The following is a 23662-nucleotide window of genomic DNA, read 5'->3' on the forward strand; positions in this document are numbered from 1 at the left end:
AGACCCCCTCCCGACGGTCGAGCCTGTCGAGACCTACGCCTCGTACTTGTAGCCGAGCCCTCGTACGGTCACCAACGTCGAAGGACGCGACGGATCAGGCTCGATCTTGGCCCGCAGGCGCTTGACGTGGACGTCCAACGTCTTGGTGTCGCCGACGTAGTCCGAGCCCCACACCCGGTCGATCAGCTGCCCGCGCGTCAGCACCCGGCCGACGTTGCGCAAGAACAGCTCGAGCAGCTCGAACTCCTTGAGCGGCAGGCGTACCTCCTGGCCGTCGACGGTCACCACGTGCCGGTCGACGTCCATGCGGACCCGCCCGACCTCGAGCGCCGCGTCGCCACCAGCGTCCTGCTCACCGCCGCGGCGCAGGACGGCACGGATGCGGGCGACGAGCTCGCGCGGGCTGTACGGCTTGGTGACGTAGTCGTCGGCCCCGAGCTCGAGCCCCACGACCTTGTCGACCTCGGAGTCCTTCGCGCTCACCATGATGACCGGCACCGAGGACGAGGCGCGCAGCTTGCGGCACACCTCCGTGCCGCTGATCCCCGGCAGCATCAGGTCGAGCAGCACGATGTCGGCGCCGCTGCGGTCGAACTCCTCGAGGGCGGCGTGCCCGTCGGTCGCCACCGCGACCTCGAACCCCTCTTTGCGCAGGACGTACGAGAGCGCGTCGATGTAGCTCTCCTCGTCCTCGACGACGAGCACACGGGTCACGGTCGGACCTCCTGGATCGGTTCGGGCTCAGGACGCGAGCGGGTCTCGTCGTGCTCGCGGGTACGGGCGGAGGCGGGCAGGACGAGCGTGAACGAGGAACCCTCTCCGGGTTCGCTCCAGACCTCGACATAGCCCGCGTGGCTGGCGGCGACGTGCTTGACGATCGACAGGCCGAGACCGGTGCCGCCCGTGCTGCGGGCACGCGCCGGGTCGACCCGGTAGAAGCGCTCGAAGATCCGCTCCAGCTCGGGCTCGGGGATACCAACACCCTGGTCGCGCACGGTGATCCTGACCTCGTCACCGGCAGCGGCGGCGTCGACCGCAACGTGGGTGTCACCCTCGGAGTACGCGACGGCGTTCTCGACGAGGTTGTTGACGGCCTGGAGCAGCTGCTCCCCGTCGCCATGGACGAAGAGCTCGTCGTCGCAGCGAGTCGTGAGCTCGATGCCGCGGGCCTCGGCATCGACGGCGTTGCGCTCCGCGGCGGTCGCGATCATCGCGGCGACGTCGACCTCGTACGGGTCGTCGACCAGCGCGTCGCCCTGCAGCCGCGAGAGCTCGATGATCTGCTGGACGAGGCGCGTCAGGCGGGCCCCTTCACGCTTCATGCGGCCGCTGAATCGGACGACCGCCTCCGGGTCGTCACGCGCCTCCGCGACGGCTTCGGCGAGCAGGTTGAGCGCGCCGACCGGGGTCTTGAGCTCATGGCTGACGTTGGCGACGAAGTCACGCCTGATCATCTCGACGCGGCGCTCGGTGGTCCGGTCCTCGACCAGCACGAGCACCAGACGTGAGGTCAGCGGCGCGACCCGGACGAGCACGTGCCGCTGGCCACCGCGCCCGATGCCGAGGGCGAGCTCCTCCTCGCGCACCTGCCCGTCGCGCCGGACCAGCCGGACGAGGTCGCGCAGCATCGCGTTCTCGAGGCGGGTGTCCTGGAGGAGTCCCATCGCGTGGGCCGGGGCGGAGGCCTTCACGACCCGGTCGGCAGCGTCGACGATGACGACCGAGGAGCGCAGGACGGCGAGGACGTCGTCGGCGCCGGCCGGCACCTCGGGGTCGGGACGGTCGGGTACGTCCTCCTGCTGGCGCTCGCTGTAGCGCCACGCCCACACCACGCCGGCCCCGAGCAGCAGGCCCACCGTGGTGCCGAACGCGAACGCGATGTTCGGATCCACATCTCGATCGTACGCACTCGCCTGCGACGCACCCGGCCTCTCGCGCTCCGGGGCGACCGCGGTTCCGCGAGAGTTCACCCGCCGTTCACCGCAGGTCGGGAGGGGTTCACCGGGCGGTCCTAGGTTGCGGAGCATGCGTGACTTCTACGACGACCAGCTCGATGCCCTGGACGCTGACCTGGTGGCGATGACGACCGCGGTGCGCTTCTCGCTCACCCGGGCCTCGACGGCACTCCTCGACGGTGACCTCGGTGCCGCCGAGACCGTGATCAGCGGCGATGCGGTGATCGATGCCGCCCGGGAGTCGTGCGAGAGCGACGCGATCTCGCTGCTCGCGACGCAGCAGCCGGTCGCGACCGACCTGCGCCGCGTCGTCGCCGGGCTACGCATCGCCGGGGACCTCGAGCGCATCGGCGACCTCGCCGTGCACGTCGCCAAGCTCGCCCGGATGCGGATGCCCGAGGCCGCCGTCCCGCCGTCGGCCCGGCCCATCATCGCGAAGATGGCACGTGTCGCCGAAGGCATGCTGGAGTCGGTCGCGATCGTGCTCGGGACCCACGACCTCGATGCGGCCGCGGCGCTGCTGGCCGCCGACGACGAGATGGACGGGCTCTATCGCCGGATGTTCCGCAACCTGCTCGACGCCGAGTGGGACGGCGGCGTGGAGGCGGCGGTCGACGTCGCACTGCTCTCGCGCTACTACGAGCGCACCGGCGACCACGCGGTGTCGATCGCGCGTCGCGTCGTCTACCAGGTCACGGGCGAGGTCCCGCAGGCCTAACCCTGCCCGCCCCCGCGATTTGACGCCTTTCCCACCGAGTCGCGCCCGCACTACGTGGGAAGGGCGTCAAATCGTGGAGGAGGCGGCGGGGCGGTCAGCGCATGCCGAGGATGTTGTACAGCGCGACGAGGCCGAGCACGATGATGCAGGCCCGCAGCAGCGCAGGTGGAAGGCGGCGCCCGACCCCTGCCCCGATCACACCGCCGACCAGCGAGCCGGCGGCGACGAGGCCGACCGCCGTCCAGTCGAGCTCGTGCGTGCCACCTCCCCAGGTCGCGACGACGATGTACGTGGTCGCTGACACGACGTTGACCCCGAGCACGAGCACGTTCTTGAGGGCGTTCATCCGCTGCAGCGCCAGGGGTACCAGCAGGCCGAGGGCGCCCATGAGGAGGATCCCCTGCGCCGCCGCGAAGTAGCCGCCGTAGATGCCGGACAGGAACACCGTCACGGCCACGGCGGCCTTCCGCGGCACGCTCATCGTGTCGAGCGTGACGGCAGCGGCCCCGGAGGCTTCACGCCTCGCCTTCAACCAGCGCTGCAGCGGTGGTTGCACGACGACGAGCACCAGCGCGAGCACGAGCAGCACCGGCACGACGGCGATGAACGCGTCTTCCGGCAGGTGCAGGAGCAGGTAGGCGCCGACGACCGAACCGAGCAGCGACGCCGGGAGCAGGCGCTTGACCAGGAACGCCTGGCCGGCCAGCTCCCGGCGGTAGCCGAACGAGCCCGTCACGTTGCCAGGCACGAGCCCGACGGCGTTGCTCATCGTCGCCGTCACCGGCGGCACGCCGAACGCGACCAGCGTCGGGAACGTGATGAGCGTGCCGGACCCGACGACGGTGTTGATGACTCCGGCACCGACCCCCGCGAGGAGGACCAGCGCCATCTCGAGGACGGACAGAGGTCAGCGCCCCTGGTTGGCGACGGCCTCCGCAGCGGCCCGAGCAGCCTCGGGATCGAGGTAGCGGCCGCCGGACGTGAGCGGACGCATGTCCTCGTCGAGCTCGTACAGCAGCGGCATTCCGGTGGGGATGTTGAGACCGACGACGGCCTCCTCTGACAGCCCGTCGAGGTGCTTGACGAGCGCGCGGAGGGAGTTGCCGTGCGCGGCCACCAGCACCGTACGGCCGACACGCAGGTCGGGGACGATCGCGTCGTACCAGTACGGCAGGGCCCGGTGGAGCACGTTCGCGAGCGCCTCCGTACGAGGACGCACCTCCGGCGGCAGGTCGGCGTACCGGATGTCGTGGAACTGGCTGTACTCGGCGTCCTCGGGCAGTGGCGGCGGCGGGACGTCGTACGAGCGACGCCACTGCATGAACTGCTCCTCGCCGTACTCCTCAAGGGTGGCCTTCTTGTCCTTGCCCTGGAGCGCTCCGTAGTGGCGCTCGTTGAGTCGCCACGAGCGGCGCACAGGGATCCAATGGCGGTCGATGCCGTCGAGCGTGATCTGCGCGGTGCGGATCGCGCGGCGCAGCAGCGACGTGTGCACGACGTCGGGGAAGAGCCCTGCTTCGGCGAGCAGGGGCGCGGCGGCCCGCGCCTCGGCCTCGCCCTTCTCAGTGAGGTCAACGTCGACCCAGCCGGTGAAGAGGTTCTTCTGGTTCCACTCGCTCTCGCCGTGGCGCAGCAGGATCAAGGTGTACGGGCTCATGCGTCTCAGCCTAGCGACGGCTCGTCTGCCCACGGCAGAACACCTTGCCCGCGAGAAGGCGGCCGACGAGGGTGGGCGGATGAGACTGCTCGTGCTCGGAGGAACCCACCACGTCGGACGGGCCGCGGTGGAGGAGGCGCTCGCCCGTGGGCACGAGGTCACCACGCTGACCCGCGGGACCAGCGGCCCGCCTGCCGACGGTGTCGACGCCCGGTACGCCGACCGGCGCGACCCGGCGGCCGTCGCGGCTGCACTGGGCGACGACTCTTGGGACGCGGTATTCGACACGTGGTCGCAGGAGCCGAGCACCGTACGGACGGGAGCGCGTCTGCTCGCCGACCGCGTCGCGCACTACGGCTACGTGTCGAGCCGGTCGGTGTACGCCTGGCCACCGGCCCCGGGGGCCGACGAGTCCGCGCCGGTCGTCGACGGTGATCCGGACATCGACGACGCGAGCGACTACGGCGCCGCCAAGCGTGGCGCCGAGCTGGCGGTGCTCGACGCCTTCGGCGAGCGGGCGCTCGTCGCTCGCGCCGGGCTCGTGATCGGCCCGTACGAGCAGGTCGGACGGCTGCCGTGGTGGCTCGAGCGGGTCGCACGCGGCGGAGAGGTGCTCGCGCCCGGGCCGGCCGACCGGCCGCTGCAGTACGTCGACGGTCGCGACCTCGCCGCGTGGATGCTCGACTGCGCCGAGGCAAAGACGGGCGGTGTCGTCGACGCAGTCAGCCCGCCCGGACACACGACGACGCAGGCCCTGCTCCACGCATGCGTCGCGGCGACCAGAGCGGACGCATCGCTGGTGTGGGCGCCGCCCGAGGTGCTCGCCGCCGAAGGGATCACCGGCTGGAGTGACCTCCCGATCTGGGTGCCGCCGACCGGAGACCTGGCCGGCCTGCACGAGAGCGACACCCGCGCCGCGTACGAGGCAGGTCTGCGCTGTCGGCCGATCGAGGAGACGGTCGCGGACACCTGGGCCTGGCTGCAGGCCGAGGGTCGGCCGACGTCGGCGCACCCCGAGCGCCAGCCGTCCGGGATCGACGCCGAGACCGAGCGACTGATCCTCGCACGCGTGCGAGGATCAGTCGGCTGAGCTCAGCCGGCCGCGCTCGCGCGGAGCTGCTCGTCGACCGCGGCCGGATCAGCCCCGGCAGCCGCGAGGGCGTCCGCGACGGCGGCGTTGTCGAGGAGTGCCAGGAGCACATGCTCGGTCCCGATCTGGGTGGCGCCGAGCCCCTGGGCATGCGCGAAGGTTGCCTCGAGAGCCCGGCGCGCGTCGTCGTCGAACGGGATCAGCGCGGGAACGACGGCGACCGGATCAGGCAGGGTCACGACGAGGGCGCTCCGGAGCGCCTCGAGATCGACCTGCGCCGCGAGCGCCTGCGACGCCGTCGCGTCGGATCGATCGAGGAGCCCGATCACGAGATGCGCGGGGCGGATCTGGTCGTGGCCCGCCGTACGAGCCAGCTCCTGCGCACCCACGACCACCTGCCGCGCGTGCGCGGAGTACTGGCTGAAGCCGGCGGCCGGGTTGAGCGTAGGTGCTGCGTCGGTGGCCGGTCGCGCGACGAACCGCTTCTGCGCGGCCTGCTTGCTGACCCCCATGCTTTGACCGATCTGGGACCACGATGCTCCGGTGCGACGGGCCTGATCGACGAAGTGACCGATGAGGTGGTCGGAGATATCTCCGAGGCTCTCGGCGGCGACCACTGCGCTGGAGAGCTGGTCGAGCGGGTTGTCGTAGCCGCGTTTGACGGCGTCGATGAGGTCGTCGAGGCGGACAGGGAGCTGCGTGCGGGATTCTTCAGGCATTCGTCAACCTTAGGTTGACGAATGCCTGGGCGTCAACCCTGAGTTGACTCATTTTCGAGCAGGTGCCGGAACGCCTCGAGGTTGCGGGTCGACTCGCCTCGCGAGACCCGCCACTCCCACTCCTTGCGGATCGACGTCGCGAAACCGAGCTCGAGGATCGTGTTGAACGACTCGTCGGCATACGTGAGCACCGACCCGAGGATGCGGTCGACCTCGTCCTCGGTGATCGCGTGCAGCGGCAGGCGGCCGTCGAGGTAGATGTCCCCCGCACTGTCGACCGCGAAGGCCACCCCGTACATCCGCAGGTTGCGCTCGAGCAGCCAGCGATAGACGGCTTCGTGGTTCTCGTCGGGCCGACGTGCCACGAAGGCGTGTACGCCGAGGGCGTGGTCACCGACCTCAAGCCGGCAGGTCGTCTGGAGCTTGCGCACCCCTGGAAGCGTGATCTCGAAGACGCCCGGTCGGAACTCGGTGTGCTCGAGCTCGGCTGTGGCCAGCGCGCTCCGGATCGTCGCCGCAGCCGCCCAGGGCGCGTCCTTCGTGTCGTCCACTGCATCCCCTCCGTGGGCGCCGGCGCGCGGCGCTCTACTGTCCGACGGCCGTCGGCAGCGCCTGCATCTCGGCGACCGCGTCGGCGTACACGGCGAGCGTACGCTCGGCCGTCGCGTCCCAACCGAACCGCGACGCGTGGCGAACCGCGGCGCCCGACATCGACGCGTGCAGGCCAGGCTGGTCGAGGATCTGCGCGAACGCCGCCGCATAGTCGGCCGGGTCGTGCCCGTCGACGAGCATCCCGGTGACACCGTCGTGGACGGCCGTCGCGAGGCCGCCGACCTTCGCCGCGACGACCGGCGAGCCGCAGGCCTGCGCCTCGACCGCCACGAGCCCGAAGGACTCGTTGTAGGAGGGCACGCAGACGATCGAGGCAGCGGCGTACCAGAGCGCGAGCTCGTCCTGCGCGACCGGCGGGACGAACCGGGCCCGATCGGAGATGCCGAGGCCGTGGGCGAGGTCGAGCAGGGCAGTCGGGCGCTCGAGCCCGCTGCCGGACGGACCGCCGACGACCACCACGGTCGTCCGGTCGCGGCGCCCGGACGACATCAGACGCGCCGCCGCCTCGAGCACCACGTCGGGCGCCTTGAGCGGCTGGATGCGTCCGGCGAAGAGGATCACGTCGCCGTCCTGCGGCAGCCCGAGCGCGGCCCTGGCGGCGGCACGGCCGCAGGGCTTGAAGCGTTCAAGGTCGACTCCGGGATGGACGACCTCGACGCGCGACGCGACGGCTCCGTACAGGTCGACCATCTGGGACGCCTCGTCGGCGGTGTTGGCGATCAGCCGGTCGGCCACGTCGACGAGCTGCTGCTCCCCCGCGACCCGACCAGCAGGCTCCGCGTGGTCGCCCGCGGCGAGGCTGGCGTTCTTGACCTTCGCCATCGTGTGCATGGAGTGGATCAGCGGCACGCCCCACCGGTCACGGGCGACCAGGCCGACCTGCCCGGACAGCCAGTAGTGGCTGTGGATCGCGTCGAACCAGCCAACGGGATGCGTGGCCTCCGCCCGCAGCACGTCGCGGACGAACGTGCACATCTGGGCCGGGAGGTCCTCCTTGCCCAGGCCTTCGAAGGGACCGGCCGGGACGTGGCGGACGCGCACGCCCGGCAGCGCCTCGACGACCGGCGGCTGATCGGAGGACGTGGCTCGGGTGAAGATCTCGACCTCGACCGAGCGCGCGGCGAGGCGGCGGGCGAGCTCGAGGACGTACACGTTCATGCCCCCGGCATCACCGTTGCCCGGCTGCGCGAGGGGCGACGTGTGTGCCGAGAGCATCGCGACGCGGCGCACCTCGGGGGACATCCTCACGATTCCATCCTAGGCAGGCACGCCAGGGGACTCGGGCAGGACCAGGTGCGCCATGGACCGTCGGTCGTGGCAGCATCTGCAGCATGCCGGACGCCACTGACACTTCCCGCCGTACCGCCGTCGTCACCGGTGCCAGCAGCGGGATCGGAGCCGCCACCGCACGCCGCCTGGCTGCCGACGGGTTCCGCGTCGTGTGCGCGGCCAGGCGCGCCGATCGCATCGAGGCGCTGGCCGACGAGATCGGCGGGATCGCGGTCGTGTGCGACGTGACCGACCAGGCGTCGGTCGACGCGCTCGCCGCCGCCGTCGGGCCGGACCTCGCCGTCCTGGTCAACAACGCCGGTGGCGCCGTCGGCCAGGAGCCGATCGAGCAGACCGACCCCGAGGCGTGGCGGCAGATGTACGACTCGAACGTCCTCGGGACGCTGCGGGTCACCAAGGCACTGCTCCCCGCGCTGCGCGCCAGCGGGGCAGGCACCGTCCTCAACGTCGGCTCCATCGCCGGCCACCTCGCGTACGAGGGTGGCGGGGGCTACACGGCGGCGAAGCACGGCGTCGCGATGATCACCGAGACGCTTCGCCTCGAGCTCAACGGAGAGCCGGTCCGCGTCACCGAGATCGCACCGGGCATGGTGCAGACCGAGGAGTTCGCGCTGGTGCGTTTCGGCGGCGACCAGGCGAAGGCGGACGCCGTCTATGCAGGCGTCGAGGAGCCGTTGACCGCCGACGACGTCGCCGATGCGATCGGCTGGATGGTCACGCGCCCGCAGCACGTGAACATCGACCTCATGGTCATCAAGCCGATCGCCCAGGCCGCGCCGTGGAAGGTCGCGCGGGGCTGACGCCGGCGACGAGGAGGCTGGCGAGCTGGTGGTAGGCCGTGGCGTCGTCCACGCCGAGCTGCGCCTCGAGCTCGCCGCTCTGGATGGACAGCATCACCTGGGCCGCGACGACGCCGGCGAACGCCGGGTCCACTCCGCTGCCCTGCGGCCCGAGGTCCGCGACGAGCTGGCGGACCCGTCGCGCCGCCCACTCGGTGTTGCGCCGATAGACGTCGCGCGCCGGCGCGAAGGCGTCGACGTCGGCGAAGAAGGCCGGCGACGCCGGGGCCAGCTCGCAGGAGATCGCCTCCAGGTACGTCCGGAGCCGTGCGACGGGGTCGGACTCCTCGGCGAGGCTCGCCTCGACGTGCTCGGTCGCACCGCGGAAGAAGGCGCGGACCGCGGCCGCGATGATCTGCTCCTTGCTCGGCGCGATCGCGTACAAGGTCGTACGGGAGCAGCGCAGCCGCGCGGCGAGGTCGCCGATGCCGAACGACAAGAAGCCCTCGGCGAGGAAGAGCGAGATCAGCTCGTCCATGAGCGCGTCGCGGCGGGCTGGCATGCGGCGACAGTACCAGGATCGCTTCTGCAGTACTCTGCTCGATACACGACTACGAGAGGGGTGCCATGCCCGTCGAGCGCCTGATGCCGACCGAGGAGTCGGCCGATCTCATCGCCCTGACCCGCGACCTCGTCGAGGGCGAGCTGCGGCCCCGCGTCGACGAGGCGGAGCGGACTGCCACCTTCCCCCGCGAGGTCTTCCGCACGCTCGGGCGCGCCGGTCTGCTCGGGCTCCCCTACCCCGAGTCGTACGGCGGGGGCGGGCAGCCGTACGAGGTCTATCTCCAGGTCGTCGAGGAGATCGCGTCCGCATGGGCGTCGGTCGGCGTCGGCACCAGCGTGCACGCGCTCTCGTGCTTCGGCCTGTTCACCGCGGGCACCGCGGAGCAGAAGCACGAGTGGTTGCCCGACATGCTCGGCGGCGAGCAGCTCGGCGCCTACTGCCTCTCCGAGGCCCACGCCGGCTCTGACCCGGCGGCGATGCGCACGCGCGCGGTCCGGCAGGGCGACGAGTACGTCATCGACGGCGCGAAGGCGTGGACCACCCACGGCGGTCAGGCCGACTTCTACAAGGTGATGGCGCGGACCGCGGACCCTTCGACAAGCTCAGGACAAGCAGCCGGCCGCGGGATCTCGTGCTTCCTCGTCCCCGCCGACACGCCTGGACTGGTCGCCGACAACCCCGAGGACAAGATGGGCCTGATGGGCTCGACCACGGCGACGATGCTGTTCGACGGCGTCCGTGTGCCGGTCGAGCGCCGCCTCGGCGCCGAGGGGCAGGGGCTGTCGATCGCGCTCGCCGGCCTCGACTCCGGCCGCCTCGGCATCGCCGCGGTCGCCACCGGCGTCGCGCAGGGCGCGCTCGACGTGGCCGTGCAGTACGCCAAGGAGCGCGAGACCTTCGGCAAGGCGATCATCGACCACCAGGGCCTCGGGTTCGTGCTCGCCGACATGGCGGCCGCGGTCGAGTCGGCGCGGGCGACCTACCTCGCCGCCGCGAGGCTCAAGGACGCCGGGCGACCGTTCGGCCGCCAGGCGTCGATCGCGAAGCTCGTCGCGACCGACAACGCCATGAAGGTGACCACCGACGCCGTCCAGGTGCTCGGCGGCGCCGGCTACACCAAAGACTTCCCCGTCGAGCGCTACATGCGCGAGGTGAAGGTCATGCAGATCTTCGAGGGGACCAACCAGATCCAGCGGCTCGTCATCAGCCGCGACCTCGCCCGATAGGAGCACCATGGACCTCGCCAACACCGCCGCGATCGTCACCGGAGGGGCCTCCGGCCTCGGTGCGGCCACCGCCGCCGCGCTGGCCGCACGCGGTGCGAACGTGTACGCGCTCGACCTCGCGCCGGCGATCGAGAAGGTCTCGACAGGCTCGACCGGCGAGGGAGCCGTCGCCGGCGAGGAAGCCGTCGCCGGAGTCACGTACGTCGAGACCGACGTCACCGACGGCGCCTCCGTACGCAACGCGGTCGCGGCGGCGGTGTCGAGCGGTCTGCCGCTCCGTACGGTGGTCAGCTGCGCCGGCATCGGCCCGTCGGCCCGCATCTTGTCCAAGCGCGGCCCGCACGACCTCGACCTGTTCGCGAAGGTCGTCCAGGTCAACCTCGTCGGCTCGTTCAACGTCATGACCGTCGCCGCCGAGGCGATCGCGCAGACCGAGTCCGACGCGGACGGGCAGCGCGGCGTCATCGTCAATACCGCCTCGATCGCCGCGTACGACGGACAGGTCGGCCAGGCGGCGTACGCAGCCTCCAAGGGCGGCATCGTCGGCCTCACCCTGCCGGCAGCGCGCGACCTCGCGCAGTACGGGATCCGAGTCTGCACCATCGCTCCCGGCATCGTCGACACCCCGATGCTCGCGACGGTGTCGGAGGAGTTCCGCGCCGGGCTCGCCGCCGGCATCCCGTTCCCGCAGCGCCTCGCGAAGCCGTCGGAGTTCGCCGACCTCGTCACGATGATCGTCGATCACGACTACCTCAACGGCGAGGTCATCCGGATGGACGGCGCGCTGCGCATGGCACCTCGCTGACGCCGGCTGCCGCCCCGTACGGTCAGTGCGCGGGCGGCACGGTCGCGTCCTCGGTGTCGAGCACCAGCACCTTCTCTCTGCGGCGAGGCAGGAAGGCCACGGGGATCAACGTGAGCAGCATCAGCACCCAGGCCACCCAGAACGTGCTGGCGAAGGCCTCCCCGGCATCGGCGAGGAACGCGTCGATCACCCGTTGGCCACCGAGCTGCGGCACGAGCTCGGGGTTGTCCCACGACCCGACGACGGCGTACCAGATCCGCTGTGGCGGCAGCCAGTTCGTGAGCAGCACCGACATCACCGCGACGCCCACCGAGCTCCCGATCTGCTGGTTGATGTTGATGAGCGTCGTGCCGCGCGCCACCTCGTGGTGCCTCAGCGTCTTGAGGGCCGCGGTGAACATCGGCATCATCGTGCCGCCCATGCCCAGGCCCATCACGAACAGCGCGAGCACGATCTTCCAGTAGTCGGTCTCCGACGTGATCTGGGTCAGCGGGAACATCCCCACGAGGATCCCGAGGATCCCGAACGGCACGATGCGGCCGATCGGGATCCTGTCGGTGAGGCGACCCGCGATCGGCATCGTCACCATCGCCCCGATGCCCTGCGACGCCACGAGCAGGCCGGCATTGAGCGTCGACTCGCCACGCACCTGCTGGAAGTACGTCGGGACCAGCAGCAGGCTGCCGAAGAACGCGGCGACGAACAGGAACATCACGATCACCGAGATCGTGAGTTCGCGGTTGCGGAAGAGCCGCAGGTCCAGCAGCGGGTGCTCCGGGCGGAACGAGTGCCACACGAACGCGAGCATCAAGAGCGCACCGACGAGCATCGAGACCCAGACGCGCGGGTCGGCGAACGTGCCCTTCTCAGGGATCGACGAGACGCCGAACAGGAACAGCGCGAGGCCTGGCGACAGGAGCAGCATCCCCACGACGTCGAACGACTCCGACGGCTCCGGCCGATCACCGGGAAGCGCCCTCCACGCGTAGATGACCGTCACGATCCCGATCGGCAGGTTGATCAGGAAGATCCAGTGCCAGCTCGCGTTCTCGATCAGCCAGCCGCCGATGATCGGGCCCAGGATCGGGCCGAGCAGCATCGGGATGCCGAGGATCGCCATCAGGCGGCCCATCCGGTTGGGGCCGGCGGCACGGGTCATGATCGTCATGCCCAGCGGCATGATCATGCCGCCACCGAGTCCCTGCAGGACGCGGTAGGCGATGAGCTGGTTGATGTCCTGTGCCGCGGCGCACAGCACCGAGCCAGCGGTGAACAGGCCGATCGCGACGATGAAGAGGCGTTTGGTGCCGAACCTGTCGGCCGCCCAGCCTGTCACGGGGATGACCGTGGCCAGCGCGAGCGTGTACGCGGTGACCGTCCAGGCGACATGGGAGTACGCCAGCGGATCCTCGGCGGAACCGAACTCCTCCTGGAACGTCGGCAGCGCGACGTTGACCACCGTGATGTCGAGGATCGACATGATCACCCCGAGGATGACCACCCCCGCGATCTTGAGGACCGCGGCGTCGATGTTCTCTGGGTACTCCGGCTGCTGGGTCGAGCTCTGCGTGTCAGCCATGTGCAACGTCGCCTTCCATGACGGAACCGGCACCCCGTGGTGTCGTCCTTCCACAGTGACCCCCGCCACCGACAGATGTCATCGGAATTTGCCCAGAGCGAACGAGAGACGGCAGTCACACACGGCTCATGGCCACCGATTCGTCCACGGTCGGTAGGATGGACGATGCTCTGCGCCGTGCGTACCGTCCGGCGCCTTCTCCCACGCAAGGACCGAACGCCACCGCATGCCCACACGCTCCGATCTCCGCAACGTCGCGATCGTCGCGCACGTCGACCACGGCAAGACCACCCTCGTCGACGCCATGCTTCAGCAGCAGGGCACGTACGACGAGCACCACCAGCTCGCCGAGCGCGCGATGGACTCCGGTGACCTCGAGCGCGAGAAGGGCATCACGATCCTCGCGAAGAACACCGCCGTCTCGTACTCCGGCCCCGGCGCCCCCGACGGCGGCGTCACGATCAACATCATCGACACCCCGGGCCACGCCGACTTCGGCGGCGAGGTCGAGCGTGGACTCTCGATGGTCGACGGCGTGGTCCTGCTGGTCGACGCGTCTGAGGGCCCGCTTCCGCAGACGCGGTTCGTGCTCCGCAAGGCGCTCCACGCCAAGATGCCGGTCGTCCTCGTCGTCAACAAGGTCGACCGTCCGGACGCCCGCATCAGCGAGGTCGTCGAGGAGGCGTACGAGCTGTTCATGGACCTGCTCGACGACTCCACCGACGCCGACGCGCTCAACTTCCCCGTGGTCTATGCCTCGGCGAAGGCCGGCCGCGCGTCGCTCACGCAGCCCGCGGACGGGGGTCTGCCCGACAGCGAGGACCTCATGCCGCTGTTCCAGACGATCCTCGACACCGTCCCCGCACCGACCTACACCGAGGACGCGCCGCTCCAGGCGCACGTCACCAACCTCGACGCCTCGCCGTTCCTCGGTCGTCTCGCGCTGATCCGCGTCCACGAGGGCACGCTGCGCAAGGGCGCCCAGGTCGCGTGGTGCAAGCGCGACGGCTCGGTCGACCGGGTCAAGATCACCGAGCTGCTCAAGACCGAGGCGCTCGAGCGGGTCCCCGCCGAGGAGGCCGGCCCCGGCGACATCGTCGCAGTCGCCGGGATCCCCGAGATCATGATCGGCGAGACGCTCGCCGACGCCGACAACCCGCAGCCCCTGCCGCTCATCCAGGTCGACGAGCCGGCGATCTCGATGACCATCGGCACCAACACCTCGCCGATGGCGGGGCGCGAGAAGGGCACGAAGGTCACCGCCCGCCTGGTCAAGGACCGCCTCGAGCGCGAGCTGGTCGGCAACGTCTCGATCAAGGTCCTGCCGACCGAGCGTCCGGATGCGTGGGAGGTGCAGGGGCGTGGTGAGCTCGCCCTGGCGATCCTGGTGGAGCAGATGCGCCGCGAAGGCTTCGAGCTGACCGTGGGCAAGCCCGAGGTCGTGACGCGCATCGTCGACGGCAAGGTGCAGGAGCCCGTCGAGCGCCTGACGATCGACTGCCCCGAGGAGTACCTCGGCACCGTCACCCAGCTCCTCGCCGTCCGTAAGGGCCGCATGGAGCAGATGACGAACCACGGCACCGGCTGGGTCCGGATGGAGTTCCTCGTCCCGGCGCGCGGCCTGATCGGTTTTCGCACGGAGTTCCTCACCGACACCCGAGGCACCGGCATCGCGCACCACGTGTTCGAGGGGTACGAGCCGTGGCTGGGCGACATCTCGACGCGTCCGAGCGGCTCGCTGGTGGCCGACCGTGCGGGCGCCGCATCGGCGTACGCGATGACGAGCCTGCAGGAGCGCGGCGTCATGTTCGTCGACCCGACGACCGAGGTGTACGAGGGCATGATCGTCGGCGAGAACAGCCGCGAAGACGACATGGACGTCAACATCACCAAGGAGAAGAAGCAGACCAACGTGCGCTCCGCAACCTCCGACAACTTCGAGAAGCTGATCCCGCCGAAGAAGCTGTCGCTCGAGCAGAGCCTGGAGTTCTGCCGCGAGGACGAGTGCGTCGAGGTCACGCCGAGCAACGTCCGGATCCGCAAGGTGATCCTGGACGCCGGCGAGCGCGCGCGTTCGAAGCGCCGCGGCCCCAAGGGCTGACCCTCCACCCTCCGCGTTGGTCGCTGAGTGGTCACCCGCCGATCCCGGGTGACCACTCAGGCACCGACGTGTGCGAGGGACGCTGATTCCTAGGCCCGGAGAATCTTCTCCATCGCCTTGCCCTTGGCCAGCTCGTCGACGAGCTTGTCGAGGTAGCGGATCTTCTGCATCAGCGGGTCCTCGATGTCCTCGACCCGCACCCCGCAGACCACTCCGGTGATCAAGGGCGCGTTCGGGTTCAGCCGCGCCTCGGCAAAGAAGTCCTCGAAGGTCGTCTCCGCGTCGAGGTGACCCTTGAGCTCCGCGTCGTCGAAGCCGGTCAGCCACTCGATCACCCGATCCACCTCGGCCTTCGTACGCCCCTTCTTCTCGACCTTCTCCACAAGGAGCGGATAAACCGAGGCGAAGCTGACGGTGAAGATACGGCTCATGCTCGCGAGGGTACGCGGCGTGCCGCCGCGGCGAGAACCCCTGCACGTCACTCACGAACCGACGCTACGTACGGCGGGAGCGGATCTTCCGGAACAGGGCGCGGGAGTCGCGTCCGAACACCGGCGAGGGCCCGTCGTAGCCGAGCCGGACCAGGTCCGCGTGCTCCTCAGGCACCGACGCGCGGGGCCGGGGGCGCGAGGCTAGAGGACGCCGCGGGGGCGGAGCTGGACGCTGATGCGCGGCCCCACAGGCTTCGCGGTCTTGGGGATCGCGTGCTCCCAGGTGCGCTGGCACGTGCCGCCCATCACGAGCAGGTCGCCCGAGCCGAGCGTGAACGACATCGAGGCGCCCCCACCGCGAGGGCGCAGCGCGAGACGCCGCGGCGAGCCCAGCGACAGGATCGCGACCATCGTGTCCTGCGAGCGGCTGCGCCCGATCCGGTCTCCGTGCCACGCGACGGAGTCGCGCCCGTCTCGGTAGAGGCACAGCCCGGCCGTCGCGAAACGCTCGCCCAGCTCGGCCTCGTAGTGGTCACCGAGCTCGTCGCGCGCACGGTCGAGCAGCGGGTGCGGCCACGTCGCGCGCTCGCCGAACCAGGCGAGCAGCCGAGGAACGGCGACCACACGCTCGTACATCTCGCGCTCGTCGGCACGCCACTCCACCCGGTCGTGCAGGTGGGCGAACAGGTCGTCGGCACCGTCCACCCAGCGGGGCCGCAGGTCGATCCATGCCCCGTACGCGAGGTCGTGGCGCACGAGGCCGTCAGCGAGGGGGCCGAGGGTGGGCTCGTCGGCGGTGTCGAAGAGCGACCCCTGGAACTGGACGGACATGACCTCAGCGTACGCCCTCGATCGAACATGTGTTCGATCTTTCGCCACGGCGGGTCGCTGGCGGCTCAGTCCCGGCGCAGCGCGGCAGTCGTCACCGCCACCGCGACGAGGACCAGCGCCCACAGCGAGAAGCCGGCGAGCGCACCGAGCGTCCCGACCGCGATGTAGAAGGCGGCCTTGACCCACAGTCGTTGCGGCATCGCGACGCGACGCGGCGAGGTCGGAGCGAGCCAGCGCCCCCAGAACCAGACCGCGACGGCAACCAGCGCGGCCGCCAGGACGAGCCCGCGCCACCAGCCGTCACCCAGCACCCAGCCCGCGAGCGCGAGGAGGACGAGCGCGGCCAGCTCGCACGTGAAGGCGAGAAGGTCGAGGGGTCCGACGCGTTGCGCCTCGGGCTGCGCTCCGCTCACCGTCCGCTGACTTGCTGCAGAGCGGGACGTGCGTCAGCGAGATAGACCAGCGCGGCGACGATGCCTGCGAGGTTGAGCAGGCTGATCGGCTGCCAGATCAGCAGGTTGGCGACCAGCGAGAGTCCGAGGACAATCAGCCAGAACGGCTTCGTCTGCTTGTCGGCCGCCACGAACGCCTGCGGGGTGCGCGAGACCGCGTCGATGGCGGCGAACGCCTTCACGGCGATCATCGCGATGGTGATGAGCAGCTCGACGAGGTTCTGGACAGCGAAGAGATCGAACACCTTACGAGCCTATCTTGAGCACAGCGCCGTACGGCAGCCTTCGACCCGCCAGAGCGCGTCGAAGGCGGCCGGAGGGTCAGCTCGCGTCAGAGGAGGGCGTCGCCTTCTTGGCGGGAGCCTTCTTGGCAGCGGGCGCGGTCTTCTTTGCCGGGGCGGTCTTCTTGGCGGGGGCAGCCTTCTTGACCGCTGGCGCCTTCTTGGCGGGGGCAGCCTTCTTGGCCGCGGTCTTCTTGACCGGCGCCTTCTTGGCGGCAGCCTTCTTCGCGACAGGCGTGTCGCCGGCCGGAGCGGACTGGGCCTTGGCGGCCGACGTCGTGGCGGTCTTCTTCGTCGCCTTCGGGGCGGGCTTCTTCGCCAGCGGCGATCCGGCGGCGACGTCTGCGGCAGCCTTGCGCGCGACCGCAGCCAGCATGACGACGAGCTCCTTGACGTCCTCGGCGATGTCCTCGAGCTTGTCCTCGATCTTGTCCTCGAGCCCGTCGAAGAGCTCCTCGACGTCGACGTCCTTGAGGCGCTTGACGACGTCGCCGTACAGCGCGCCGGCCTGCCCCGGGAGGGCCTTGGCGTCGGACTCGACCTTCTTCTGGAGCTCGTCGAGATCGAGCTCGGCGAGCTGCGAGACGAGTGCGGTGGCGGTTGCCTGCGCCTGTCCGGCGAACGCGGTCGCCTGCGCGGGAAGGCCCTTGACGGTCTTGGTGATGCTGTCCTGGATGCTCATGAGCGGGTGTCCTGTTCTGGGTTGTCGGTGGCGTCGGCAGTGTCGGGGACGGAGTCCACCACACCGACGAACGAGCGGTAGATCTCGAGCAGGGCGCGGCGCTGGGCCTCGTCGAGCCGGGGGTCGGCCGCAATGGCCGCCTCGACCCCGCCCCCGCCGAGGGAGTCGTCAGGATCGAGCAGGCCGGCCTGGACGTAGACGGACTCGGCGGAGATCCGTAGCGCCTGCGCGATCTGCTGGAGCACCTCGGCCGAGGGCTTGCGCAGGCCACGTTCGATCTGGCTCAGGTAAGGGTTGGAGACGCCCGTGAGGTCGGCGAGCTGCCGCAACGAAAGCTGCGCATGCTTGCGCTGGTCTCGGAGGTATCCCCCGAGGTCACCCACGGTCTTTCCGACGCTGATCCTGGCCACGCCTCCATTGTGCTTGCAAGAGCAAGCAAACGCAAGCTGGGAGCATCCGCCCCGCCAGCATCCGGCTCACGAACATCGTTCTCAATCTCGCGTGGAACAATCCCCTTCGTGAGCGATGCCCAGTGGACCCCGGACGCACGGGAGCTCGCCGACCTCGAGCTCGTCCTGCTCGGCGCGTGGCCGCAGGACCGCCGGCTCGACGTCGTCGTGCCCGGCGACGTCACCGATCCCGTCGAGCTGCTCGACCCCGAGGGCCTGCCGCTGGCTGAGTACGACCCGGCGTCCGGTGCGGTCCGCCCGCTCGACACCCCCACGTACGGGGCGTTCCGGCGCCTGCACCTGTCGCCCGCCGAGGTTCGCGCAGCCCACTCCCACGCCCTCGCGGTCATGGTCGACCAGCCCCTCACCACCGACGACGTCGCCGCGATCGTCGACGCCGAGGACCGTACGGGACGGCGGGCCGTCCTCCTGGTCCGCTCCGGCCCGGACCCCCGCCGTACGGTCACGGTGCCCGCACTGATCCGCGCCACCAAGGCGGCACTGCCCGACCACCCGGTCGTGGCCGTCGCTCTCGCCCGGCGTGACGACGCCGAGGACGACCGGAGCCTGAGCGACGCCGTCGTCGCCGCGTACGCCGACGAGCGCGTCGACCTGCCTCGTACGGGCGTCCCGTCCGACGCCGTCGCCGCCCTCGTCGCGGCGGACCAGCCCCCGCTCGACCAGCGTGGCCTCGTCGTCTTCTTCACCGGCCTGTCCGGCTCCGGCAAGTCGACGATCGCCCGGGCGCTGTACGACCGGGTGCTCGAGGAAGGCCGCCGTACCGTCACCAGCCTTGACGGCGACGTCGTCCGCCACCACCTGAGCAAGGGTCTCGGCTTCTCCAAGGAGGACCGCGAGACCAACATCGCCCGCATCGGATGGGTCGCCGCCGAGATCGCCCGCCATCGCGGTCTCGCGATCTGCTCGCCGATCGCGCCGTTCGACAGCACCCGCAAACTGGTGCGTGCGATGGTCGAGGAGGCGGGCGGCTCGTTCGCACTGGTCCACGTCGCGACCCCGCTGGAGGAGTGCGAGCGGCGCGACCGCAAGGGCCTGTACGCCAAGGCGCGTGCAGGACAGATCCCCGAGTTCACCGGCATCTCGTCCCCGTACGAGGCACCCGAAGACGCGCTGATCGCGGTCGACACCACCGGCCGTACGGTCCCCGACGTGCTCGACGAGATCGTCGCCGCCCTCGTCGCGGCGGGGCTCTGGGAGCGCGTGTGACGGAGATCCTCACCTTCTCCGCGCTGTCGATCCTCGCGGTCAGCTTCGGCGTCGGGATCGTCGTCGGCCTGACGGGCATGGGCGGCGGCGCGCTGATGACACCCGCGCTGATCTTCCTGGGGGTCAACCCGACCGCCGCCGTCGCCAACGACCTCGTCGCCGCCTCGGTCAACAAGTCGGTCGGCGCCGCGGTCCATGCCCGCGAAGGCTCCCCCAACTGGCGGCTCGCCGGCTGGCTGATGCTCGGCTCGATCCCGACCGCAGCGGCCGGCGCATTCATCATCGACGCGATCGGCGCCCACGACGACCAGACCGCGTTCGTCAAGACCGCGATCGGCGTGGCGCTGCTGCTCACCGCGGCGACCTACACGCTCCGCTCGTACCTCAACGTCCGTGCCGCCCGCCAGGGCAAGGCCGTCTCGAACGACAACCCGACGATCAAGCCGCTGGCGACGTTCGCGGTCGGCGCGGTCGGTGGGCTCCTCGTCGGCGTGACCTCCGTCGGCTCCGGCTCGCTGATCATGGTCTCGCTGCTCCTCCTCTATCCGACGCTCACCGCCGTGCGGCTCGTCGGCACCGACCTCGTGCAAGCGGTGCCGCTGGTCCTGTCCGCCGCGATCACCCACGTGATCGTCACCGGCGTCGACTTCGGGGTCCTCATCCCGCTCGTCGTCGGCGGGATGCCGGGGACCTACCTCGGCGCCCGCATCGCGAACCGCGTGCCCCAAGGGATCGTCCGCCGCGGCATCGTGGTCGTCCTGAGCATCACGGGCCTCACCCTGCTCGGGGTGCCGCCCGTGGCTGTCGGGATCATCGCCGCCGGGCTCGTCATCCTCGGCCCGATCGCGTGGGCGCTGCTCCGTGACCGGATCGGAGTCCCCGACGGTGTCGACCTGTTCGCCGAGAAGCGCGATCTCGAACGCCTACGTCAGGAAGGCCCCTCGTGAGTGCACCGATGCACCCTCTCTCCCCCAGGACCGTCGCCCGCCACCCCGCGATCGTGGTGTTCGCGGCCCTGGCCGTCGTGCACGTCGTCCTCGTCGCCGCCGACACGGGCCTCTCGGCGTCGTTGACGAAGGCGCTGCTTGTCCCTGCTCTCGCGGTGTGGGTCGTCGCGGTGGGCGGGCCGAGGCTCCTCGTCGCCGCGCTGTTCTTCTCGTGGATCGGCGACGTCGCCCTCGAGATCGACGGGCTGTTCCTGGTCGGCATGGCCGGCTTCGCGCTGGCGCACGTCTGCTTCGTGACGTGGTTCGTCAGACACGGAGCGCTCGCCGGCCTGAAGAAGCGCTGGTGGATCGTCGTGATCGGGCTGGCGGCCTGGGGGGCGACGATCACGACGCTGTGGGGTCCGCTCGGCGACGAGGACGCCGGGTTGCAGCTGCCCATCTTGGTCTACTCGCTGCTGCTCACCGCGACCGCCGTGACAGCCTTCGGCGTCAACGTCGTCGCCGGGGTGGGGGGCGCGCTGTTCCTCGTCTCGGACACACTGATCGCCCTCGACATCGCCGGGATGTCGCGTCCGGAGCCCGGCGGCGTCTGGGTGATGGTGACCTACCTCGCGGCCCAGCTCTTGCTCGCCGTGGGTATGGTCCATACGGAGCGGATAGGCAGCAGCATCCACGATGCGATGGCCGAACCCGCCCGCACCGGGGGCTCGATACCATGACCTTTCGCTCGCTGTCGCACGAAACCCAGGAACGACGGGAGAACCCCTGGTGACGCCCATGCACGACTATCGGCTCAGCCAGCTGGATCAGCTGGAGGCCGAGTCCATCCACATCTTCCGTGAAGTGGCGGCGGAGTTCGAGAAGCCTGTCCTGCTGTTCTCCGGCGGCAAAGACTCCATCGTCATGCTCCGGCTGGCCGAGAAGGCCTTCTATCCCGCACGGATCCCGTTCCCGGTGATGCAGATCGACACCGGCTTCGACTTCCCCGAGGTGCTTGCCACCCGCGACAACTGGGTCGAGCGCCTGAGCCTGCGGATGATCGTCGCGTCGGTCGACCAGGCCATCGCCGACGGCATCGTCGTGGACGACGGCAAGACCAGCCGCAACCGCCTCCAGATCGGCACGCTCCTCCACGCGATCGAGGAGAACGGCTTCACCGCCGCCTTCGGTGGCGGACGCCGCGACGAGGAGAAGGCCCGCGCCAAGGAGCGCGTCTACTCCCACCGCGACGAGTTCGGGCAGTGGGACCCGAAGAACCAGCGCCCCGAGCTCTGGAGCCTCTACAACGGGCGCATCTCCGAGGGCGAGCACATGCGGATCTTCCCGCTGTCCAACTGGACCGAGCTCGACGTCTGGCACTACATCCACCGCGAGAAGATCGAGATCCCGTCGATCTACTTCGCGCACAAGCGTGAGGTCGTCGCACGCGACGGCATGCTCCTGTCGGCCGGCGACCACCTGACGCTCAAGCCGGGCGAGACGGTCGAGGAGCGCCTCGTACGCTTCCGTACGGTCGGCGACATGACGCTCACGGGCTGCGTCGACTCCCCGGCCGCCACCACCGGCGAGATCATCGACGAGATCGCGATCGCGCGTGTCACCGAGCGCGGCGCGACCCGCGGCGACGACAGGTTCAGCGAGGCAGCCATGGAAGACCGCAAGAAGGAGGGCTACTTCTGATGGCCGCCCCCGCGACCGAGACCACCGACACGACGGCGTCCGCCCCGCGCATGGACCTCCTGCGCTTCGCGACCGCCGGATCCGTGGATGACGGCAAGTCCACCCTCATCGGGCGCCTGCTGCTCGACTCGAAGGCGATCTTCGAGGACCAGCTCGAGGCCGTCGAGCGGACCTCCGCCGACAAGGGGTACGACTACACCGACCTCGCCCTCCTCACCGACGGCCTGCGCTCGGAGCGCGAGCAGGGCATCACGATCGACGTCGCCTACCGCTACTTCGCGACGCCTCGGCGCAAGTTCATCATCGCGGACACCCCGGGCCACGTGCAGTACACGCGCAACATGGTCACCGGCGCCTCCACGGCCGACCTCGGGCTCGTCCTCGTCGACGCCCGTACGGGGCTGACCGAGCAGAGCCGCCGCCACGCGGTGATCCTGTCGCTGCTGCGGGTCCCGCATCTGGTCCTCGCGGTCAACAAGATGGACCTGGTCGACTTCGACCAGTCCGTCTACGAGAAGATCCGCGACGAGTTCGACACGTTCGCCGCGAAGCTCTCGATCCCGGACCTGACGATCATCCCGATCTCGGCGCTCCAGGGCGACAACGTCGTCGAGCGCAGCACCAACATGCCGTGGTATCAGGGCACGTCGCTGCTGCACCACCTCGAGAACGTCCACGTGTCGTCCGACCGCGACCTCGTCGACACGCGCTTCCCCGTCCAGTACGTGGTGCGCCCCAAGTCCGAGGAGTTCCACGACTACCGCGGCTATGCGGGCCAGGTCGCCGGTGGTGTCCTCAAGCCCGGCGACCAGGTCCAGGTCCTCCCCAGCGGGTTCACGACGACGATCGAGGCGATCGACCTCTTCGACCAGTCGGTCGCCGAGGCGTTCCCCCCGATGTCGGTGACGGTCCGGCTCGCTGACGACCTCGACGTCTCGCGTGGAGACATGATCTGCCGTCCGCAGAACGCGCCGACACCGACGCAGGACATCGACGCGATGATCTGCTGGATGACCAACGCGCCGCTGCGTCCGCGCCAGAAGCTCGCGATCAAGCACACCACCCGCAGTGCCCGTGCCCTGGTCAAGGACATCCAGTACCGCCTCGACATCAACACGCTGCACCGCGACCAGGAGACCGGCGAGCTCGGCCTCAACGAGATCGGTCGCGTCAAGCTGCGGACGACGGCGCCGATCTTCATCGACCCGTACGAGAAGAACCGCACGACGGGCTCGTTCATCCTCATCGACGAGGCCACCGGCATCACCGTCGGCGCGGGCATGATCAACGGCTGACGCCCGCCGCCGTCACACCGCGCAACGACGATGCCCGGCCAGGATCTCCTGGCCGGGCATCGTCGTGTCTGCCGGTCAGGGCGCGTGCACCTCCAGCTCGCTCATCTGCACGTGCGACGGCGTCCCGTTGTCCCACGCCTTCGCGATGCGGGTCCGGACATAGCGCGCCTCCACCGTGCCGACGGAGGTCCTCGCGCCTTCCTTGTCCGCGTCGACGACGGTGGCGACCGTACGCCACGTGGTCCGTCCTGAGCACGATCGCGCTCGCGTCGTGGGCGGCGAGGTCGACGT

At 70.1% G+C, this 23662-nt stretch carries 26 protein-coding genes; 11 read left to right on the top strand and 15 right to left on the bottom strand.

Annotated elements, in window-relative coordinates; all coding sequences use genetic code 11:
• Positions 1–33 precede the first annotated feature (33 nt).
• Together ACFSDF_RS06160 and ACFSDF_RS06165 are read right to left on the bottom strand one after the other, a co-directional pair.
• Positions 34–714, bottom strand: a complete 681-nt coding sequence (locus tag ACFSDF_RS06160) for a response regulator transcription factor (RefSeq protein WP_167001446.1) — start codon at positions 712–714, stop codon at positions 34–36.
• Positions 711–1892: a sensor histidine kinase gene (locus tag ACFSDF_RS06165; RefSeq protein ID WP_243842870.1), complete on the bottom strand. Its 1182-nt coding sequence runs from the start codon at positions 1890–1892 to the stop codon at positions 711–713. The genes ACFSDF_RS06160 and ACFSDF_RS06165 overlap by 4 nt, the downstream gene beginning before the upstream one ends.
• A gap of 133 nt (positions 1893–2025) precedes the next feature.
• On the opposite strand from ACFSDF_RS06165, the gene phoU reads away from it, so the two are divergent.
• Positions 2026–2673 carry a phosphate signaling complex protein PhoU gene (phoU, locus tag ACFSDF_RS06170; RefSeq protein WP_167001444.1) on the top strand — a complete coding sequence of 216 codons (648 nt, stop codon included), beginning with the start codon at positions 2026–2028 and terminating at the stop codon, positions 2671–2673.
• A 94-nt stretch (positions 2674–2767) separates the two neighbouring features.
• Here the strand turns inward: phoU and ACFSDF_RS06175 are convergent, their stop codons facing one another.
• Positions 2768–3562 carry a sulfite exporter TauE/SafE family protein gene (locus ACFSDF_RS06175; protein ID WP_208322830.1) on the bottom strand — a complete coding sequence of 265 codons (795 nt, stop codon included), beginning with the start codon at positions 3560–3562 and terminating at the stop codon, positions 2768–2770.
• Positions 3563–3580: 18 nt separating this feature from the next.
• Entirely contained in the window at positions 3581–4330 is a 750-nt protein-coding gene (locus ACFSDF_RS06180) for a phosphoglyceromutase (protein ID WP_167001443.1), read from the bottom strand.
• Between the two features lie 79 nt (positions 4331–4409).
• Here ACFSDF_RS06180 and ACFSDF_RS06185 point away from each other — a divergent pair, with 79 nt between their 5' ends.
• A complete protein-coding gene (locus tag ACFSDF_RS06185; protein WP_167001442.1) occupies positions 4410–5420 on the top strand; it encodes an NAD-dependent epimerase/dehydratase family protein in 1011 nt (336 codons plus the stop codon).
• Positions 5421–5422: 2 nt separating this feature from the next.
• On the opposite strand, the gene ACFSDF_RS06190 is transcribed toward ACFSDF_RS06185, so the two are convergent.
• Genes ACFSDF_RS06190 through mshA form a run of 3 tightly spaced genes read right to left on the bottom strand, consistent with a single transcriptional unit; the run spans position 5423 to position 7993 of the window.
• A complete protein-coding gene (locus ACFSDF_RS06190; protein ID WP_167001441.1) occupies positions 5423–6139 on the bottom strand; it encodes a Clp protease N-terminal domain-containing protein in 717 nt (238 codons plus the stop codon).
• Between the two features lie 32 nt (positions 6140–6171).
• Positions 6172–6690 (bottom strand): type III secretion system chaperone family protein, encoded by a 519-nt coding sequence (locus ACFSDF_RS06195; protein ID WP_370465456.1) that lies wholly within the window; start codon positions 6688–6690, stop codon positions 6172–6174.
• Between the two features lie 34 nt (positions 6691–6724).
• On the bottom strand, positions 6725–7993 hold the full coding sequence (gene mshA, locus ACFSDF_RS06200) for a D-inositol-3-phosphate glycosyltransferase (RefSeq protein ID WP_167002315.1): 1269 nt from the start codon (positions 7991–7993) through the stop codon (positions 6725–6727).
• Positions 7994–8082: 89 nt separating this feature from the next.
• Between mshA and ACFSDF_RS06205 the strand changes: the two genes are divergently transcribed.
• Positions 8083–8841, top strand: a complete 759-nt coding sequence (locus tag ACFSDF_RS06205) for an SDR family oxidoreductase (protein ID WP_377156684.1) — start codon at positions 8083–8085, stop codon at positions 8839–8841.
• On the opposite strand, the gene ACFSDF_RS06210 is transcribed toward ACFSDF_RS06205, so the two are convergent.
• Positions 8795–9382 (bottom strand): TetR/AcrR family transcriptional regulator, encoded by a 588-nt coding sequence (locus ACFSDF_RS06210; protein ID WP_377156686.1) that lies wholly within the window; start codon positions 9380–9382, stop codon positions 8795–8797. The genes ACFSDF_RS06205 and ACFSDF_RS06210 overlap by 47 nt on opposite strands.
• A gap of 65 nt (positions 9383–9447) precedes the next feature.
• On the opposite strand from ACFSDF_RS06210, the gene ACFSDF_RS06215 reads away from it, so the two are divergent.
• On the top strand, positions 9448–10611 hold the full coding sequence (locus ACFSDF_RS06215) for an acyl-CoA dehydrogenase family protein (RefSeq protein ID WP_167001438.1): 1164 nt from the start codon (positions 9448–9450) through the stop codon (positions 10609–10611).
• 7 nt (positions 10612–10618) lie between these two features.
• Positions 10619–11416, top strand: a complete 798-nt coding sequence (locus tag ACFSDF_RS06220; protein WP_377156688.1) for an SDR family NAD(P)-dependent oxidoreductase — start codon at positions 10619–10621, stop codon at positions 11414–11416.
• Between the two features lie 22 nt (positions 11417–11438).
• On the opposite strand, the gene ACFSDF_RS06225 is transcribed toward ACFSDF_RS06220, so the two are convergent.
• Positions 11439–12995, bottom strand: a complete 1557-nt coding sequence (locus tag ACFSDF_RS06225; protein WP_377156690.1) for a DHA2 family efflux MFS transporter permease subunit — start codon at positions 12993–12995, stop codon at positions 11439–11441.
• A gap of 226 nt (positions 12996–13221) precedes the next feature.
• Between ACFSDF_RS06225 and typA the strand changes: the two genes are divergently transcribed.
• Positions 13222–15096 carry a translational GTPase TypA gene (gene typA / locus ACFSDF_RS06230; RefSeq protein ID WP_167001435.1) on the top strand — a complete coding sequence of 625 codons (1875 nt, stop codon included), beginning with the start codon at positions 13222–13224 and terminating at the stop codon, positions 15094–15096.
• An 89-nt stretch (positions 15097–15185) separates the two neighbouring features.
• On the opposite strand, the gene ACFSDF_RS06235 is transcribed toward typA, so the two are convergent.
• The 6 genes from ACFSDF_RS06235 to ACFSDF_RS06260 form a co-directional block, all read right to left on the bottom strand.
• Complete coding sequence (locus ACFSDF_RS06235) at positions 15186–15527, bottom strand: DUF2200 domain-containing protein (protein WP_377156692.1); 342 nt, start codon at positions 15525–15527, stop codon at positions 15186–15188.
• A gap of 201 nt (positions 15528–15728) precedes the next feature.
• The gene (locus ACFSDF_RS06240; RefSeq protein ID WP_167001433.1) at positions 15729–16358 is read right to left on the bottom strand and encodes an alpha-ketoglutarate-dependent dioxygenase AlkB; all 630 of its coding nucleotides are present in this window, start codon (positions 16356–16358) and stop codon (positions 15729–15731) included.
• A 65-nt stretch (positions 16359–16423) separates the two neighbouring features.
• Positions 16424–16771, bottom strand: a complete 348-nt coding sequence (locus ACFSDF_RS06245) for a YrdB family protein (RefSeq protein ID WP_167001432.1) — start codon at positions 16769–16771, stop codon at positions 16424–16426.
• Positions 16768–17055 (bottom strand): DUF2516 family protein, encoded by a 288-nt coding sequence (locus ACFSDF_RS06250; RefSeq protein WP_208322254.1) that lies wholly within the window; start codon positions 17053–17055, stop codon positions 16768–16770. The genes ACFSDF_RS06245 and ACFSDF_RS06250 overlap by 4 nt, the downstream gene beginning before the upstream one ends.
• 76 nt (positions 17056–17131) lie before the next feature.
• Entirely contained in the window at positions 17132–17773 is a 642-nt protein-coding gene (locus tag ACFSDF_RS06255) for a hypothetical protein (protein WP_208322831.1), read from the bottom strand.
• Positions 17770–18183 (bottom strand): helix-turn-helix domain-containing protein, encoded by a 414-nt coding sequence (locus ACFSDF_RS06260; RefSeq protein WP_167001431.1) that lies wholly within the window; start codon positions 18181–18183, stop codon positions 17770–17772. The genes ACFSDF_RS06255 and ACFSDF_RS06260 overlap by 4 nt, the downstream gene beginning before the upstream one ends.
• Positions 18184–18291: 108 nt before the next feature.
• Here ACFSDF_RS06260 and cysC point away from each other — a divergent pair, with 108 nt between their 5' ends.
• Genes cysC through ACFSDF_RS06285 form a run of 5 tightly spaced genes read left to right on the top strand, consistent with a single transcriptional unit; the run spans position 18292 to position 23371 of the window.
• Entirely contained in the window at positions 18292–19449 is a 1158-nt protein-coding gene (gene cysC / locus ACFSDF_RS06265; protein WP_208322832.1) for an adenylyl-sulfate kinase, read from the top strand.
• Positions 19446–20396 (top strand): sulfite exporter TauE/SafE family protein, encoded by a 951-nt coding sequence (locus ACFSDF_RS06270; protein WP_167001429.1) that lies wholly within the window; start codon positions 19446–19448, stop codon positions 20394–20396. The genes cysC and ACFSDF_RS06270 overlap by 4 nt, the downstream gene beginning before the upstream one ends.
• Complete coding sequence (locus tag ACFSDF_RS06275; protein WP_167249104.1) at positions 20393–21115, top strand: lysoplasmalogenase; 723 nt, start codon at positions 20393–20395, stop codon at positions 21113–21115. Before ACFSDF_RS06270 ends, ACFSDF_RS06275 begins: the two co-directional genes overlap by 4 nt.
• Before the next feature lie 49 nt (positions 21116–21164).
• Positions 21165–22076, top strand: coding sequence for a sulfate adenylyltransferase subunit CysD (gene cysD, locus ACFSDF_RS06280; RefSeq protein ID WP_220471286.1), 912 nt, complete (start codon positions 21165–21167; stop codon positions 22074–22076).
• Entirely contained in the window at positions 22076–23371 is a 1296-nt protein-coding gene (locus tag ACFSDF_RS06285; protein WP_243842869.1) for a sulfate adenylyltransferase subunit 1, read from the top strand. The genes cysD and ACFSDF_RS06285 overlap by 1 nt, the downstream gene beginning before the upstream one ends.
• Positions 23372–23662 lie beyond the last annotated feature (291 nt).

It is taken from the genome of Mumia zhuanghuii, from assembly GCF_042681565.1.
GTDB lineage: Bacteria > Actinomycetota > Actinomycetes > Propionibacteriales > Nocardioidaceae > Mumia.

Excerpts from the sequence above, each read along its gene's own strand:
- phoU (WP_167001444.1), top strand. The coding sequence starts at position 2,026 with ATGCGTGACTTCTACGACGACCAGCTCGATGCCCTGGACGCTGACCTG.
- ACFSDF_RS06175 (WP_208322830.1), bottom strand. The coding sequence starts at position 3,562 with ATGGCGCTGGTCCTCCTCGCGGGGGTCGGTGCCGGAGTCATCAACACC.
- ACFSDF_RS06180 (WP_167001443.1), bottom strand. The coding sequence starts at position 4,330 with ATGAGCCCGTACACCTTGATCCTGCTGCGCCACGGCGAGAGCGAGTGG.
- ACFSDF_RS06185 (WP_167001442.1), top strand. The coding sequence starts at position 4,410 with ATGAGACTGCTCGTGCTCGGAGGAACCCACCACGTCGGACGGGCCGCG.
- ACFSDF_RS06190 (WP_167001441.1), bottom strand. The coding sequence starts at position 6,139 with ATGCCTGAAGAATCCCGCACGCAGCTCCCTGTCCGCCTCGACGACCTC.
- mshA (WP_167002315.1), bottom strand. The coding sequence starts at position 7,993 with ATGTCCCCCGAGGTGCGCCGCGTCGCGATGCTCTCGGCACACACGTCG.
- ACFSDF_RS06205 (WP_377156684.1), top strand. The coding sequence starts at position 8,083 with ATGCCGGACGCCACTGACACTTCCCGCCGTACCGCCGTCGTCACCGGT.
- ACFSDF_RS06210 (WP_377156686.1), bottom strand. The coding sequence starts at position 9,382 with ATGCCAGCCCGCCGCGACGCGCTCATGGACGAGCTGATCTCGCTCTTC.
- ACFSDF_RS06215 (WP_167001438.1), top strand. The coding sequence starts at position 9,448 with ATGCCCGTCGAGCGCCTGATGCCGACCGAGGAGTCGGCCGATCTCATC.
- ACFSDF_RS06220 (WP_377156688.1), top strand. The coding sequence starts at position 10,619 with ATGGACCTCGCCAACACCGCCGCGATCGTCACCGGAGGGGCCTCCGGC.
- ACFSDF_RS06225 (WP_377156690.1), bottom strand. The coding sequence starts at position 12,995 with ATGGCTGACACGCAGAGCTCGACCCAGCAGCCGGAGTACCCAGAGAAC.
- typA (WP_167001435.1), top strand. The coding sequence starts at position 13,222 with ATGCCCACACGCTCCGATCTCCGCAACGTCGCGATCGTCGCGCACGTC.
- ACFSDF_RS06235 (WP_377156692.1), bottom strand. The coding sequence starts at position 15,527 with ATGAGCCGTATCTTCACCGTCAGCTTCGCCTCGGTTTATCCGCTCCTT.
- ACFSDF_RS06240 (WP_167001433.1), bottom strand. The coding sequence starts at position 16,358 with ATGTCCGTCCAGTTCCAGGGGTCGCTCTTCGACACCGCCGACGAGCCC.
- ACFSDF_RS06255 (WP_208322831.1), bottom strand. The coding sequence starts at position 17,773 with ATGAGCATCCAGGACAGCATCACCAAGACCGTCAAGGGCCTTCCCGCG.
- ACFSDF_RS06285 (WP_243842869.1), top strand. The coding sequence starts at position 22,076 with ATGGCCGCCCCCGCGACCGAGACCACCGACACGACGGCGTCCGCCCCG.